The sequence below is a fragment of the Anaerofustis sp. NSJ-163 genome (assembly GCF_024135845.1).
GTDB lineage: Bacteria > Bacillota > Clostridia > Eubacteriales > Anaerofustaceae > Anaerofustis > Anaerofustis butyriciformans.
In genome coordinates, this window is the sequence record NZ_JAMYJV010000003.1 from 524,682 (window position 1) to 541,026 (window position 16,345).

Below are 16,345 nucleotides of genomic sequence, written 5' to 3' on the forward strand. Positions count from 1 at the left end.
ATAAAGCGGCTTTTTAGCAATTTGGGTGGTACCGCAGGAAATTAGTAATCTAACTCTTGTCCCTTAGTTTGGGATAAGAGTTTTTTTTATAAAAAAAGAAAAGGAGAAAGACTATGAAAGAACAAATACCTTACAAAATATACTTAAGTGAAGAAGAGATGCCTAAAAAATGGTATAACATAAAAGCGGATATGAAAGAACAGCATGAACCTTTCTTAAATCCTGCAACAGGAGAAGCTATAACCAAAGATGATTTAAGACCAATCTTTTGTGATGAATTAATAGATCAAGAACTTGATACAACAACAAGATTTTTTGATATTCCAAAAGAAATACAAGATTTTTATAAAATGTATAGACCTTCTCCATTGGTAAGAGCGTATTTCTTAGAAAAATACTTAGACACTCCGGCTCATATTTATTATAAATATGAAGGAACGAATACATCAGGTTCACATAAATTAAATACAGCTATTGCTCAAACATATTATGCAAAAAAACAAGGTGTAAAAGGACTTACAACAGAAACGGGAGCAGGTCAATGGGGGACTGCAATGTCAATGGCTTGTGCATATTTTAATCTTCCATTAAAAGTGTTTATGGTAAAAGTTTCTGCTGAGCAAAAACCATATAGAAAGGCTGTTATTCAAACTTACGGAGGAGAAGTTATTCCTTCTCCATCCGACACAACTGAAATAGGAAGAAAAATCTTAGAAGAAAATCCTGGAACAGGTGGAAGTCTTGGATGTGCTATTTCTGAAGCTATTGAAGAAGCTGTTAAAAATGATTATAAGTATGTTTTAGGTTCTGTTCTTGACCATGTTGTTTTACATCAAAGTATTATAGGACTTGAAACCAAAAAAGCTTTAGAAAAATATGATATAACTCCTGATATTGTTATAGGTTGTGCCGGAGGCGGTTCAAATCTTGGTGGGCTTATTGGTATTTTTGCCGGAGAAAAAATTCAAGGTAAAAATAATATTCACTTTATCGCTGTTGAGCCACAGTCTTGTCCATCAATGACAAGAGGAAAATATGCTTATGATTTCTGTGATACAGGTAAAACAACACCTCTTGCAAAAATGTATACATTAGGCAGCGGTTTTATTCCATCTCCAAACCATGCGGGAGGACTAAGATATCACGGAATGAGTCCTATTGTTTCAAAACTTTATCATGATGGAATACTAGATGAATCAAGAACTGTTGCTCAAAGTGAAGTATTTAAAGCAGCGACTGAATTTGCCAGAGTTGAAGGAATTCTTCCAGCACCTGAATCTTCACATGCTATTAAGGTTGCAATGGATGAAGCTATAAAATGTAAGGAAACAGGGGAAGCAAAAAATATTGTATTTGGTTTAACAGGTACAGGATACTTTGATATGAGCGCATATATGCAATACAATGAAGGAACAATAATAGATCCTGAAATTACCGACGATATTTTACAAAAGGGTTTTGATACTCTTCCAAAAATTAAATAATTAAAAAAGATAAAAGAAACGTTTTACGTTTCTTTTATCTTAAATTAAGAACAAGTTGGCTAGAGTCTATTGTTTCGTCTGTTCTGTATTTTATTATCTTATTTAAAGAAATTTTTATTTGACTTTTATTCCCTTCTTTATTTTCTGTCGTTATTTCTTTTATTATTTTATTATCTTTATAGTCTGATATTTTTGCTGTTTCTGCATCGACATTATCAAATGTTATTATAATTTCTTTTTTATCTTTTGAATAATTAATTATATGTGAAGGTATTGTATTAGTTTGTTCAAAATCAATAATAACTTTAGTATCGCCGATTAAATCATTAATCCATATTTTTTGTATTGATGTATTTTTTGTGTTTTTTCCACCTTTAAAAGTTTCATTTGTTAAATAGTTACTTTTTTCGTTTGTTTCATATTGTTTTACAGGATTTGAGCAGCTGAAAAATATAGGAACAATCAAAATCATTATAAAAAAACTTATATATTTTTTCATTTGTCCTCCTTACAATTTCTATATTTTTATTTTTTGTAAAAAGGATTAAAATATGTTTGGTTTATTTTACAATTCCTTTTGGGTGATATGCTGTTTTTGTTATTACAATACTATTATTTCTTTTATATTCTCTTTCAAAATAGTTATAATATGATCCCGGAGATAAAATTCCATTTAAATTTAAAATATCAATTCCTGTTTGTCCTAAAATAGTATCTGCGAATTTTACACAATTAGTATAAAAAGTAAAATAATTTTTAAATCTACCTCTTTTAATTTTTCTAAATTTAATGTTTGTTTCCCTTGCTAGTTGGCTTGCATAATCATCAAATTTTTTATTTGAATTTTTGTAAAAATCTTTTGGCGATAGCCATGGATATGAATTCCTGATATGCTCACTGATTTTTTCTTCAACTTTTTTCATTTGTTCATCTGTTAAGTTAAGCCCAAAATCAAATATAGTTTTTTCATGATATTTATTACAAAATTTTATATAGTCTTCTTTTCCTTTTATAAAAAATATTACGCCTTCTCCCATTGAATCAAATAGTCTGTATGTAGCATAATCGTAGTTGCCATATGATATGACAAATCCCTTATAGTATATATCCATGTGACCAAATATACCTGCTCCAGTTTCTTTTACATGAATTAAGACTTCTAAGTTAGGTTTTAAATCTGTTTTTTTATAAATTGAATCGTTTTTGTTTTCTTCATTGTTTAAATAATTTGTAATTTTTGTAAGTGTTTTTTTTAGAATACCCATTGTAAATAAAACAGGAAGTCTTATTGATATTTTCCTAATCATTTTATTTGCATATGATTTTGGTATTTCCTCATCGATAAAATCCGTAAATATGGTTATGCCGTAAAATATCAAATATAAGCCTACTAATTTTGTTATTATAAACGTCTTATAATAAAAATTCATTGTAATAACGAGTATAGATATTACAAAAAAGAATATGGATTTTATTAATAATATTGTTGAATGTGGTGTATGTGTTTTTTTATTTTGGAAATAAGATATTAAATATATTATTCCAAGAACTGTTGAATAAAATAATACAAAGCCCGGGAAAATAAATAAAATAATTTTGGGGCTTATAAAAGCAATGATACCTTGAATTAAAATAGCAGTATCAGCAATTAATATTAATATTTTCTTTTCATTTAATTTTTTTATATAAAAAGAATAAAATTTTGATAGAGCTGTATAGATAAGGATTATTCCGGTGATGTAAGGAAACCAATTTAAAAAATTCCTTGTATAAAATAAAATAAATAATCCCAGTAATATTAATGATATAGATGAAATAAGCAGGTTAAATGCTGAAATATTTTTCTTGTAATTCATAATTTTCTCCCTCTTTTTTGTATTATATCATTTTATTTACCGGGATTTTATATTAATTATTAATTTTTTTATATATGCTTTTACCGTTCTTTATTGTTTCAAGAACATTTATATTTTGTATTTCGTCAATATTTTTTACTTTTAAAGGATTTTTATCCAAAATTATAAAGTCGGCATTTTTTCCTTCTTTAATGCTTCCTTTTTCATTTTCTTCAAAATAAGAATATGCGGCATTTATTGTTGCAGCTTTTAATGCTTCTTCTATTGATATTTTTTCTTCTTCTCCTAAAATAACTCCATTTTTTGTCTCTCTTTTTAAAGTTATCCATATACTTCTTAATATATTAGGTTCAACAACAGGTGTATCTTCGTGAATTGTGTATACTACATTATTTTTTATAGCAGATTTAATAGGTGAGATATTAAATGCACGTTTTCCTAAATTTTTCAAATGAATATCTCCGAAAAAATATATATGATCCGCAAAGAAAGATGCTATCATTCCGATTTTAGACATTTCTTTCAGTTGGTCTTTTCTTACTGTTTGTGCATGAATCATTACAGGTCTGATATTTGTTTTTTTATTTTTAAATGCACTTATTAGCTGATCTGCAGCGCTGTCTCCATTGCAATGGGTAATTATTTGAATATTTTCCTTTATGGCTGTATCTACAAAATGTTCTACTTCACTGTCTTTATAAATAGGATATCCTCTGTATTCTTTCTCGTTTTCATATGGTTTTGACATCCACGCAGTTTTACCTTGTGGCGAACCGTCTAAAAATAATTTATATCCTCCTATTTTATAGCGGTTATGATATTTTAAATATTCTTTATTTTCATCTATTATTTCTTTACAATTTTTTATGTCTACATAACTTACAACATCAATATCAAGCATATTTTTTTTAGACATTTCTTTTAAAATATTAAATTCTTCATATTTTGTAAGTCCGTCTTGAGCTGTTGTTATACCATATTGTAAATAGATTCTTTCTGCTTTTTTTATTGCTTCCATTAATTTTTCTATTGAAATATTCATGCATTTTTTTGTGTTATCTATAAAAGCACTTTCTTCAAGATATCCGTTTGGAATACCATTTTCTCTTCCTATTTTTCCTCCAATAGGATCTTTTGTATCCTTATTTATATTTAGTATTTCAAGTGCTTTAGTGTTAACAACACCCATATGACCGGAAGAATGAGTAATTAAAATAGGAATTTCTTTACTTACTTTGTCAAGAATATCTCTTGTAGGATGTTTTCTTTCTTTTAAGAAGTTATGATCATATCCAAACCCTATTAAGAATTCTCCTTCTTTTATTTTATTATTCTCTTTATATTCATTTAAAAAATTAATAATATCATCAAAATTTTTTGCATTTGATAAGTTTGCTATAAGAAGAGATTTTGCTAGTGCTGTAATATGACTGTGGGCATCTATGAAAGAAGGCATTAGACAATTATCTTCATAGTCTTTTATTTGTGTATTTTCATCCTTTAATTTTAAAATATCTTCTTTTGTTCCTACTTTTTTTATTATTCCGTTTTCTGTTAGAATTGCGTTACAATGTATATTATCTTCCATTTTAATAATATTGTTTGATAAAAATATTGTTTTCATTTTTTTATATCCTTTCTCTCTGTAATTTTATTATATCTTATTTTTTATAATTTTATAAAAAAAAGAGAGAACATTTTGTTCTCTCTAAAATTTAAGGTATTTACTATGTACATATCCATAATAAGTTTTTTTCCCTTTTTTAAAGGTAATTTTATACCATCTTTTGCCTTTGCTGTCATTTTTATATCCGTAGGCTGTAACTTTCTTATTATATGTTATTGTTGTTATTCTTTTTGAACTTGTTCCTGCATTGCTTCTTACATTTAAAACTAAAGCTTTTACTTTTGCTGTTTTTTTAGTCATTGACAAGTATGTTTTTAGCACGGCTTTTGCTTTTAACGAAGAAGAATATGAACCATAATAGTTTTTACCGCTTAAAGTTCTATAAGCTCTTACTTTATAATAATAAGTTTTATTTTTTGAAACTTTTTTATCTTGATATGTATTTCCTTTTACTGTTGCAAGGTATACATAGGTTTTTGATTTAGAATTATATTTATATATTCTGTATCCGCTTGCTCCATATACTTTTGACCATGTAAGATTTATTTTATTTGTATATGTTGTAGTTACTTTTAAACCACTAACTTTTTTAGGATCTGTTGTTGCATAGGTTGCAGAAGATGCACTGCTGTATATTCTAGAACCTGATTTGTCTGTATAAAAACTTCTTATTTTATAAATATATGTTGTAGCACTACTTCTTTTTGAGTCAGTATAATTTGTGGTACTTCCCGATGTTATGTCTTTTAATACATCATATTTTTTTGTTTTAGAATTATATCTATAAATCCTATAACCTGTTGCATTGCTTATTTTATTCCAAGTTAATTTTATTGCATTATCACTACTTGAATAAAAAGTTAGTTTTGGAGTAGATATTGATGGTTCAGATGATTTTGGAGTATACCAAACATTTATATCTACTCTCCCTGAAATACCATCAACACTTCCACTGCTTGTATGTTGCCAAAATTCATATTTACCGCTATATGATGTAGAGCTTGTATAATGAGCAAGCCATACTTTATATGTGGAATCTATTGTTGATTTGTTTAAATCATAATTAAGCATGCTGTAATTTGCATATACCATAGGAGTGTATCCTGCATTTTTTACTGTTTTGCAAAATTCCATAACAATATTTGTTGCTGCAGTTTTAGATAAATTTGCATTGGTTAATCTACCATCGCTTCCGCCGGCATATTCATAGTCGATTACAACAGGCATATCTAAACCATAACCTTTTATTTGCTTTAATGTGTAATTAGCCTCTTGTCTTGCTTCCGCAGTTGTTATTGCTTGGGAGAAGAAGTATACTCCTACCTTTATACCATATTTTTTAGCTTCTGTGATGTTTCTTTTAAAAGTTGAATCGTTGTCGATTGTTCCCATTTTCCCATATCCTCTGTATCCAACTCTGATAAATGCGTATTTAATACCATCGTTTTTTACTTTTTGCCAGTTAATTGTTCCATTCCAATAAGAAACATCAATACCATACGTTACATTATAATCTTTAAATTTACTGTTATGAGTATATGTTTTATTATCATATGGACTTTTTAAATTAAATCCGCTATTTGTACTTCTTGCCATTGGACCTGTTGAATAAAATTCATCAGAAATATCTCCGTTTGCTCTAAATTGTTGAGGGTCATCATTAGTAATATCTTTTTCTTCTGTTAAGTTATTTTGAGAAGATACAGAGTCATTTTGATTTTGTGTTTTTTGGCTATTTTCTGTTTCTTGATTAGATTGTTTTTCAGTTTCTTTATTTGTATCTGAACCTTCTTTTTTTTCATCTTCTTTTGTTGTTGTTTGAACTTCTTGATTTATTGTATTGTTTTCGTCTTCATTTATTTCTTCTTGATTTGTTGATGTATTTTGATTTTGTGTTTGAGCCGAAATAGGTACAATAAAAATATTCATTGCAAAAATAATTGCTAAAATAAAAGTTAAAAATTTTTTCATTATTTCCCTTTCCTTTAGACATTTTTATTTAGTATATCATAAAAAATATAAAAGTCTATATTTTTTTTATAAACCCCTTAAATATTCCTCTTTTAAAGCTATTTCTCCATTTATTGCATCATCTAAGGTTTTTAATAGATTTTCTTTATCTTTATTTAAAGTACCTTTTAAGTTTAAATAGTTTGAGGCATGATTTGAACGAAATACTGCATTTGAACAGTTTAGATTTTCAATTAATAATCTCGTTTCTTTTAAAATATCCTTAGGTTCCAATAAATTAAATTCGCCATTTTCAATTTGTTGTTTTAATACTGTACCCTCTTCAACCATAAGAGTTAATAGCCCTATATATTCAGGATCCATTTCAGATAAAACTTCTGCAGTTTTAATGGCATGTTCTTCCCATAATTCACATCCTCCAAGACCAGATATAACAGTCACAGATATTTTTAGTCCTGCATCTTTAGCTTGTTTTGCTGCTTTTATCATTTCTTTTGCAGATGTTCTTTTTTTAACTTTCTTTAGTATTGTGTCACTTCCTGATTCAAGTCCTATATATAAAAGTTTTAATCCTTTTTCTTTTAATACTCTTAAATCTCTTGGCTTTTTAAATAAAATACTTTTTGCTGTTGCATAACATGATACTTGCTTGCATTCCGGAAAAGTTTCTTTTATATAATCTAGAACTTCGTTTAAAGTTTCCATGTCGCTAAATAGTGCGTCGCCGTCAGCTAAAAATATTTTTTCTACATTATCATATGTCCTTCTTGCTTCGCTTAAATCTGCAAGTATATAATTTAAATTTCTTATTCTGAATTTTTTATCTTTATACATACTGCAAAAAGTACAGCTGTTTTGTGAACATCCTATTGTTACTTGAACAATAAGGCTATATGCTTCGCTTGGTGGTCTGTATACAATTCCTTCGTATCTCATATTATCTCCTTCTTTTTAAAATAAGAAGCTTCTTTAAGAAGCTTCTTAATAGTATATTTCTTCTTTTATTTCCTTTTCTTTTTCTTCGCCTTCTAACGCTTTTAGAATTTCAAATCCAAAATCAATACTTGCTGCTGCAGATCTTCCTGTTATAAAGTTTTTATCTTTTACAACATACTTATCAACATATGTTCCACCAAAATCTTCATTCATTGATGTAAAACATGTGTAATTTTTGTCTTTTAAGTATCCAGCTCTGCCTAAAATAGTAGGACCAGCACAAATTGCACATATTAATTTATCTTTATCATTAAATTCTTTTATTAATGCTTGTACTTCTTTACTTGCTTCTATTGTAACATATTCCGGTCCGCCAGGTAATATTAAAGCACTGTAATCATCACCGTTTAGTTTTGAGAAAGGTTTTAAATTTGTGCATGTAAGACCGAATCTTCCTGTTGCATCTTTATCAAGTAGTGAATAAATATCAACTTCAACTCCGCCTCTTCTTAAAATTGCATATGTTCCGATTGCTTCAACTTCTTCAAATCCGTCTGTTATTACCATACATACTTTCATATTTATATATCTCCTTTATCATTATTATCATATTAATAATTATATTATATCACTTATTCTTGATAATAGGGGATAGATTTTATGTATATGATATTTATTTAATATGTGTAAACGAATAAAATATATTTGTTGATTTATATATAGATAGTGTGTATTATATTATATATAGAATATCGAGTGTGTAAAATGGAGAGGTAAACTTATGAACAGAAAGGAGTTAGTATATGATATTTTAAGAAAATATCAATATGAACGAGAAAATGTAAAAAGTGTAGAAGATATTGGTCTTGATGCCAGTGAAATATCTGAGCTAATTAATGCTGATAGAAGTAATACAAGTAGGTATCTTAACGAACTTGTGAAAGAAGAAAAAATTATAAAATTAGATGGAAGACCTGTAAAGTTTGTTGAAAAAGAAATATACAATAATTTTATAAACGAAAAAAATAATGATATAGACGATATGGATCCTTTTAAAAATCTAATTGGTTTTAACTCATCTTTAAAATCTCATATTGAGCAGGCAAAGTCAGCAGTATTATATCCGCCAAGAGGGCTTCATACTTTAATTACAGGTCCCACAGGTACAGGAAAAAGTACTTTTGCGGAAAAAATATATGAATATGCAATGGAAATGAAGACAATAGATAGCGATGCAAAATTTGTTGTTTTTAACTGCGCTGAATATGCAGAAAATCCTCAACTTGTAATGTCTCAGCTTTTTGGTCATATTAAAGGAGCTTTTACGGGAGCAGATAAAGAAAAAAGCGGACTTATTGATGAAGCGAACGGCGGAGTTCTTTTTTTAGATGAAATTCATAGACTTTCTCCCGAGTGTCAAGAATTACTGTTTATGTTAATGGATAAGCATGTATTTAGAAGACTTGGAGAAACAGGAGGACAAAGAAAAGCAGATGTTCTTATTATTGGTGCAACCACCGAAGATATAAATGCTTCTTTGCTTCAAACTTTTTTAAGAAGAATGCCTGTTACAATTAATCTCCCTTCGTTAAAAGAAAGGCATTTATCTGAAAGATTGCAGCTTATAGAAAGCATATTGTCAAGTGAGCAGACAAATATGGATGTTTCCATAAGAGTTCATAAAGATGCTTTGATTGCTCTTTTATTATATGAGTGTAAGGGTAATGTCGGACAGCTTAAAGCTGATATTCAACTTTTGTGTGCAAGAGGCTTTTTGGATTATAAAGTGCACAATAAAAAATACGTGGAAATTTGTACATCTATACTTCCTGAACATATACAAGAAGGTCTTTTATATTCAAAGAATAAAAATGATTTGATTGACTTTATCAAAAATTCGGAAGAATATCATTATTTTAATAATAAAGAATTTGCAGTAGAACAAAATAGTGATTCTAATCTTGTTGCTCATATCAATGATAAATATAACGATTTTATCAAAATGGGAAGAAGCAGCATGGAGATAAGCAATATAATAAATTCTGATTTGGACGAATATTTCAATCAAATTTTTGAAAAATACAAAATAGATGAAAGAGATATTCACAAAGAAAGTTTATTAAAAATTGTTGATATTAAAGTATTGGAAACTTGTGAAGATGCAATTCAATTTGCGGAAATGAAGCTTGGAAGAAAGCTTTCTGACAGAATAAAAATAGGAATGATAATGCATATTAATTCCATGGTTGCAAGAGTTTCAAACGGAACATACATAAAAAATGATAAGATAAATGAAATTGTACTAAATAATCCAAAGGAACTAAAGATTGCCAAATTTATTTTTGCTTTACTGGAAGAGGATTTGAGTATAAAAATTCCAAAACATGAAATTGGATTTTTAACTATGTTTTTATGTGCGCCGGAAGAAATAGAAAACAAAAGTAATATAGGCGTTATTGTAATGGCTCACGGAAACTCTACAGCAAGCAGTATGGCTGATTTTGTAAATAATTTATTAAATACGCACCATTGCAGAGCTTTGGATATGCCTATGGATATGAGTACAAGCACTGCATTAAATAACCTTTGCGATATGATAAATGATACCGATGAGGGCAGAGGGGTACTTCTTCTTGTAGATATGGGTTCTCTTAATATGATGGGAGAAATGGCCATGAAAAAAACAGGAAAGAATATTTGTACTGTAGAAATGGTGTCTACCTTACTTGTTATAGAGGCTGTCAGAAAGGCAAGCCTAAGAGATACGGATCTAATTTCCTTAAAAAATGATTTAGAAAATATTTATCAAAATTTACACAGTAAAATAAGTGTTTTACCTGCACCTTATGAAAAACAAAAAACAATTATAACAACCTGTATTTCCGGAAAAGGTGTTGCAGTAAAAATTGATAATATAATAAAAGAATCCATTGATGTAAACAAATATAATGTAGTAATAAAACATTTGGATATATTAAGTGCAGACAATATTGACAAGGTTTTAGAAGAAAAAGGAATAAGCGATGTTATAGCTGTTGTTGGAACAGTGGATTTAAAAATTAATAATATTCCATTTATTCCAATAAATGAACTTATAGTAGGAAACGGAATAAGTATTTTGCATCAGTTGTTAAATGGACAAAAGTATATTCAAAATCAAGAAGATACAATTATTAATAAAACAGTTGTTAAAGAAACTTTAAAAAATATACTTACATTTTTAAATTATGAAAAAGCAAGTGTACTTTTGATTGACGCTTTTAATGATATCTTTTCTAAATTGGCACTTTCTGTGGGGAAAGATGTATTTTTAAGATTTATTATGCATACAGGATGTATGCTTGAAAGAGTCATAAAAAATGAATCTATTCCCCATCTTAATGCAGGAGAATTTATAGAAGAACATAAAGAAGAGTATAAAATAATAAAAGAAGCTTTCTTTAAATGCGAAGAAGATTTTAATATTTTTATACCAAAGGATGAAATTTCTTATATAATAGAGCTTTTACATTGATACACAGTAAAATTATTTTACAGTAAAACTTACACACTGTAATTAAAAAAAATTTTTTAAAAATTTTTTTAAGTCAAATACCTGTTATTTGGCTTATTTTTTTATAAATTCTAATTACACACAAAAGTTGGCACGCTTTTTGCATTATATATGGCAAATGATAAAAGAAAAATGAAAGGGGGTAAATTCATGATTGGGATATTAGTAGTAACACATGGAAATGCCGGAATAGAATTAGTAAAAAGCAGCGAGTTAATTATCGGGCATCAAGAAAAAATAGATGCGTTATCTTTAAATCATGGGGATGATATTAATGAACTTGAACAAAAGGTAGCAAAGAAATCAGCCGAGCTTGATGATGGAAGCGGAGTTCTTGTATTGGTTGATTTACTTGGCGGAAGTCCGTGCAACGTAACAGGTAAGAATATAAAAGGTTCTGACAATATCGAATGCTTGACCGGTGTAAACTTACCTATGTTAATAGAAGCGATTGCTTCAAGAGAAAATAATTCCTTAAAAGATTTGGTAAATATTGCAAAAGATTCATCTCTTCAAGGAATTAAAGATTTAAGAAATCTTATGTTTAATTAATTTTTTATATTGTCATTATTCGTAAAAATAAAAGGAGGAGGTAAAAATGGCAAAAATCAATCTTGTTAGAATCGACAGCAGACTTATTCACGGGCAGGTAATAACAAAATGGTTAAAAATGTCAGGTGCGGACAGAATAATCATCGTTGATGACGAACTTGCAAAAGATGACTTTATGTCTATTATCTATACAACTGCAGCTCCAAAAGACGTTAGCGTAGAAATACTTAGTGTAGAAGATGCTAAAAAGGGCTGGATGGAAAATGAACTTGGAAACGGAAGTTTATTAATTTTATTTAAAGATATTAAAACATGTTATGAACTTAAAAATGAGGGAGTGAATATTGAAAATATCCAAATTGGAGGACTTCCAAGTGCTCCGGGCAGAACTGTTATTTTAAGAGCAGTATCATTTGATGAAGATGATGTTTCAAAATTAAAAGAACTTCATGATGCAGGAGTTGAAATAAATATACATATTATTCCTGAAGAACCAAAAATGAACTATGAAAATATGATTAAAAAATTCGAAGAAAAAAAATAAGAAATAATTAAGGAGAAAAAATTATGTTATTAACATTAGCGATTGTAGCCGGTCTTTGGTACTGGATTAGTCAAAGTAAATTAGGTTATACATTCCACTGGGCGATTTGTCAGCCGATCGTTATGGCACTGCCTTTTGGTCTTATATATGGAGATGTTGCAAAAGCAATGATTATAGGGGCATCTCTAGAAATGGTATATCTTGGTATGGTTGCTGCCGGAGCAAATATTCCAGCAGATGAAAGTTTAGCAGGAGTTATTGCTATTCCAATAGCTTTAGTTTCAGATATTCCTGCTGCAACAGCAGTTACACTTGCAATTCCTTTTGGTTTACTTGGTGTATTACAAGATCAAATCAGAAGAACAATTCAAGCAAGTTTTGCTCATAAAGCAGATAAATATGCAGAAGAATGCAATATTAAAGGAATAGAAAGATGTGCGATATTATTCCCTTTAATTTTAGGATTTTTCTTAAGATTCCCACCTGTATTTTTAGCTAATTATTTTGGAGCGGGTGTTGTTGAAAATATTTTAGCGGCTATACCGGTTTGGTTAACTCATGGTTTAGAAGTTACAGGCGGCGTATTACCTGCACTTGGTTTTGCTATTACAGTATTTATTATTGGAAAGAAAACATATTTACCATTCTTTATTTTAGGATTCTTTATGGTTCAATACTTACAAATTAGTGTAATGGCAGCTGCAATATTCGGAACATGTATGGCATTACTTATCATATTCTTAAGAAGAGAAAATCAAAATACTACAACCTAAAAGGAGATTAAAATGAAACAAGAAAATATGGAAAAAAATTTAGTTAACGAAGAAGTTAATGAAGTTGTTGAAAATAAAGAAGAACAAGCAGAAAAAATAACACAAAAAGATATTAATAAAGCATTTTTTAGATGGTGGGTTGACGTTGAAGTTGCAAGCTCATATGAAAGAATGCAAGGTATTCCATTTTGTTATTCAATGATACCAATTCTTAAAAAGTTATATAAGAAAAAAGAAGATTTAAGTTATGCTTTGAAAAATCACTTAAACTTCTTTAATACTCAAGGTACATGGGGAACACCTATTCACGGTATGGCTATTGCCATGGAAGAAGAACTTCATGACGGTGATAGAGAAATGAGAGAAAATGCAATTACAGGTATTAAAACCGGCTTAATGGGACCTCTTGCAGGTATTGGAGATACCATTGACTGGGGCACATTAAAAACAATTATTGCAGGTATTGCGGTTACTTTCGGTATAACAGGTAGTATTCTTGGTGCGATTATTCCATTTGTATTCACAATCATTACATTCTTAATTGGTAAATATTTATGGAATATGGGATACAAACTTGGAAAAGAATCAGTTAAGAATATTCTTCAATCTGGTTGGATTAATGAACTTATTTCAGGTACAGCTATTTTAGGGTTATTCATGATGGGTGCTTTAGCATCAAGTTACGTTAAATTGACTATTCCAATAGCCTTTACAGTTGGCGGCACGGAAATGACAATTCAAGGTATCTTGGATAGTATTGCTCCTGGATTATTACCTCTTGGTGTTGTATTTGGTATTTATTACATTCTTAAAAATAAAACACAAAAATATGGACTTATTTCAATCGGTATAGTTGCAATATCAATTTTAGGTGCAATGATAGGATTATTTTAAATAGATACATATATAAATAATAGATAAATTAGATGAATTTTTAGGAGGATTTAGACGGATATGTTAGTCAGAATGGATGAAATTTTAAAGAAAGCCAAAGAAGGAAAGTATGGGGTTGCGGCGCCAAATGTTTATAACGATATTAGTGTAAAAGCTTGTTACGAGGCTGCTGATAAATTAAACTCTCCAATTATTTTAGATTGTGCCGGACTTCCTTTCCTTGAAGAAACTGCGGATATCGTAAGATTTTATGAAAGAAAATACCCACATGTTGTTGCAGCATTAAACTTAGATCATGGCGGTCCTTTTGAAGAGATTGTTCATGCGATTAAATATGGTTTCACATCTGTAATGATAGATAGATCAACTCTTGAATTTGATGAAAATGTAAGAGAAGTAAAAGAAGTTGTAAAAATTGCCCATGGTGCTGATGTTTCTGTTGAAGCTGAACTTGGGCATGTAGGACAAGGCTTTGAATATGAGCAAACAAGAGATGCTGGTCTTACAAAAAAAGAAGATGCTTTAAGATATATTGACCTAACAGGTGTTGATTGTCTTGCTGTTGCAGTTGGAACATCACATGGTACATATAAGGGAACTCCACATTTAGAGTTTGAATTATTAGATGATTTAAGTAAATCAATTGATATTCCTCTTGTATTACATGGTGGTTCAGGTACAGGAGATGATAACTTACAAAAAGCAGTACAAACAGGTATTCAAAAAGTTAACTTATTTACAGACTTAAGTACAGCAGCATTAAATGCAATGGTTAAATATCTTGACTTTGATTGGGACGGTATGAAACAAGACGGTTCAAAAGGTGAATTTGGTAACTTAAAAGCTAATTTATGCGATATTTCAATTGCCGCAAAAGATGGTTTTGTTGAATCTTTAGAACATTACATTAAACTTTTTGGTTCAAACGGAAAAGCTTAATTTATAAAAAATTGATTAAAATAAACTATATAAGGAGATATTATGAACAACTTTAATTTTTTATGTGATACTAAGTTTATTTTCGGTAAAGAAACCGAAAAAACTGTAGGTAGTGAAATAAAACAATATGGTAAAAAAGTCTTATTTGTAAATGACGGCGGGGATTATTTAAAAACAACCGGTTTATACGATTCTGTTGTAAATTCTTTAAATGAAGAAAATTTAGAATTTATAGAATTAAGCGGTGTTAAAGCAAATCCCGAAGTTGAACTTGTAAGAGAAGGTATTGACATTTGTAAAAAAGAAAACATTGATTTTATTTTGGCAGTGGGTGGCGGAAGTGTTATAGATACTGCAAAATCAATTGGTATAGGTATTTTCTATGATGGTGATGTATGGGATATTTATGAAGGAGTTGGAACAATAAACGATACTTTGCCAGTAGGTGTTGTTCTTACAATTCCTGGAACTGGAAGTGAATCAAGTATATCTTCTATTTTAACAAACGGTAATTCTAAAAGAGCCATTGATGATGTAAGAATGAGACCTGTATTTGCAGTTATGAATCCTGAACTTACATATTCTCTTCCTCCATTCCAAACAACAGCAGGTTGTGTAGATATTATATCTCATGTTTTTGAAAGATATTTTACAAACACAAAACATGTTGAATTTACTGATAGATTATGTGAAAGCACAATTAAAACAATTATTGACAATGTATATAAAGTTTTAAAAAATCCAAAAGATTATGAAGCAAGAGCAGAAATAATGTGGGCTGGAACAATTGCTCATAACGGAATTTTAGGAGTAGGCAGAGACGAATGCTGGGGGGCTCATATGATAGGTCATGAACTTAGCGGTGAATATAAAATTACTCACGGAACAACACTTGCTCTTATTCTTCCTTATTGGATGAAATATGTATATAAACATGATGTAATGCGTTTTGTAAGATATGCAGTAGAGGTTTGGGGAATCAGACAAAACTATGATGATCCTGAAGAAACAGCTCTTGCAGGTATTGCAAAAACAAAAGAATTCTTTGAATCAGTTGGACAACCTACATGTTTAAAAGACGTAAACGTAGGGGATGAAAAAATCGTTGAAATGGCAGAAAAATGCACAAAGAACGGTAATGTAGGCGGATTCGTTTCACTAAGCAAAGAAGATGTAATAAGTATTTATAAAAGTGCTTTAGAATAAAATTATATGG

Annotated in this window: 14 protein-coding genes and 1 other annotated feature (1 of these 15 running past the window's edge); of the genes, 8 read left to right on the forward strand and 6 right to left on the reverse strand. The window is 29.2% G+C overall.

Features of this window, described 5'->3' with window-relative positions:
• Positions 1-67, forward strand: a binding site (T-box leader); it begins 186 nt to the left of the window's first position.
• A gap of 46 nt (positions 68-113) precedes the next feature.
• Entirely contained in the window at positions 114-1,484 is a 1,371-nt protein-coding gene (locus M6G78_RS06060) for a TrpB-like pyridoxal phosphate-dependent enzyme (RefSeq protein WP_253229883.1), read from the forward strand.
• A 34-nt stretch (positions 1,485-1,518) separates the two neighbouring features.
• On the opposite strand, the gene M6G78_RS06065 is transcribed toward M6G78_RS06060, so the two are convergent.
• The 6 genes from M6G78_RS06065 to M6G78_RS06090 all read right to left on the reverse strand — a co-directional run bounded on the left by M6G78_RS06065 (position 1,519) and on the right by M6G78_RS06090 (position 8,453).
• A complete protein-coding gene (locus M6G78_RS06065) occupies positions 1,519-1,983 on the reverse strand; it encodes a hypothetical protein (protein ID WP_253229884.1) in 465 nt (154 codons plus the stop codon).
• A 61-nt stretch (positions 1,984-2,044) separates the two neighbouring features.
• A complete protein-coding gene (locus M6G78_RS06070) occupies positions 2,045-3,340 on the reverse strand; it encodes a DUF308 domain-containing protein (protein WP_253229885.1) in 1,296 nt (431 codons plus the stop codon).
• Between the two features lie 52 nt (positions 3,341-3,392).
• Positions 3,393-4,964 carry an amidohydrolase gene (locus tag M6G78_RS06075; RefSeq protein ID WP_253229886.1) on the reverse strand — a complete coding sequence of 524 codons (1,572 nt, stop codon included), beginning with the start codon at positions 4,962-4,964 and terminating at the stop codon, positions 3,393-3,395.
• 84 nt (positions 4,965-5,048) lie between these two features.
• A complete protein-coding gene (locus M6G78_RS06080) occupies positions 5,049-6,938 on the reverse strand; it encodes a GH25 family lysozyme (protein WP_138268276.1) in 1,890 nt (629 codons plus the stop codon).
• Positions 6,939-7,004: 66 nt separating this feature from the next.
• Positions 7,005-7,874: a radical SAM protein gene (locus M6G78_RS06085; protein WP_138268277.1), complete on the reverse strand. Its 870-nt coding sequence runs from the start codon at positions 7,872-7,874 to the stop codon at positions 7,005-7,007.
• Between the two features lie 45 nt (positions 7,875-7,919).
• A complete protein-coding gene (locus tag M6G78_RS06090) occupies positions 7,920-8,453 on the reverse strand; it encodes a DJ-1/PfpI family protein (RefSeq protein ID WP_138268278.1) in 534 nt (177 codons plus the stop codon).
• 202 nt (positions 8,454-8,655) lie between these two features.
• On the opposite strand from M6G78_RS06090, the gene M6G78_RS06095 reads away from it, so the two are divergent.
• From M6G78_RS06095 to M6G78_RS06125, 7 genes are all read left to right on the forward strand, one after another.
• A complete protein-coding gene (locus tag M6G78_RS06095; protein WP_253229887.1) occupies positions 8,656-11,388 on the forward strand; it encodes a sigma 54-interacting transcriptional regulator in 2,733 nt (910 codons plus the stop codon).
• A 189-nt stretch (positions 11,389-11,577) separates the two neighbouring features.
• Positions 11,578-11,979, forward strand: a complete 402-nt coding sequence (locus tag M6G78_RS06100; protein ID WP_138268280.1) for a PTS sugar transporter subunit IIA — start codon at positions 11,578-11,580, stop codon at positions 11,977-11,979.
• 46 nt (positions 11,980-12,025) lie between these two features.
• Positions 12,026-12,523 (forward strand): PTS sugar transporter subunit IIB, encoded by a 498-nt coding sequence (locus M6G78_RS06105; protein ID WP_138268281.1) that lies wholly within the window; start codon positions 12,026-12,028, stop codon positions 12,521-12,523.
• Between the two features lie 23 nt (positions 12,524-12,546).
• Positions 12,547-13,296, forward strand: a complete 750-nt coding sequence (locus M6G78_RS06110) for a PTS sugar transporter subunit IIC (RefSeq protein WP_138268282.1) — start codon at positions 12,547-12,549, stop codon at positions 13,294-13,296.
• A gap of 12 nt (positions 13,297-13,308) precedes the next feature.
• Positions 13,309-14,190 (forward strand): PTS system mannose/fructose/sorbose family transporter subunit IID, encoded by an 882-nt coding sequence (locus tag M6G78_RS06115; protein WP_138268283.1) that lies wholly within the window; start codon positions 13,309-13,311, stop codon positions 14,188-14,190.
• Between the two features lie 60 nt (positions 14,191-14,250).
• On the forward strand, positions 14,251-15,129 hold the full coding sequence (locus M6G78_RS06120; protein ID WP_138268284.1) for a class II fructose-bisphosphate aldolase: 879 nt from the start codon (positions 14,251-14,253) through the stop codon (positions 15,127-15,129).
• A 42-nt stretch (positions 15,130-15,171) separates the two neighbouring features.
• Positions 15,172-16,335: an iron-containing alcohol dehydrogenase gene (locus M6G78_RS06125; RefSeq protein WP_138268285.1), complete on the forward strand. Its 1,164-nt coding sequence runs from the start codon at positions 15,172-15,174 to the stop codon at positions 16,333-16,335.
• The last annotated feature ends 10 nt before the right edge of the window (positions 16,336-16,345 follow it).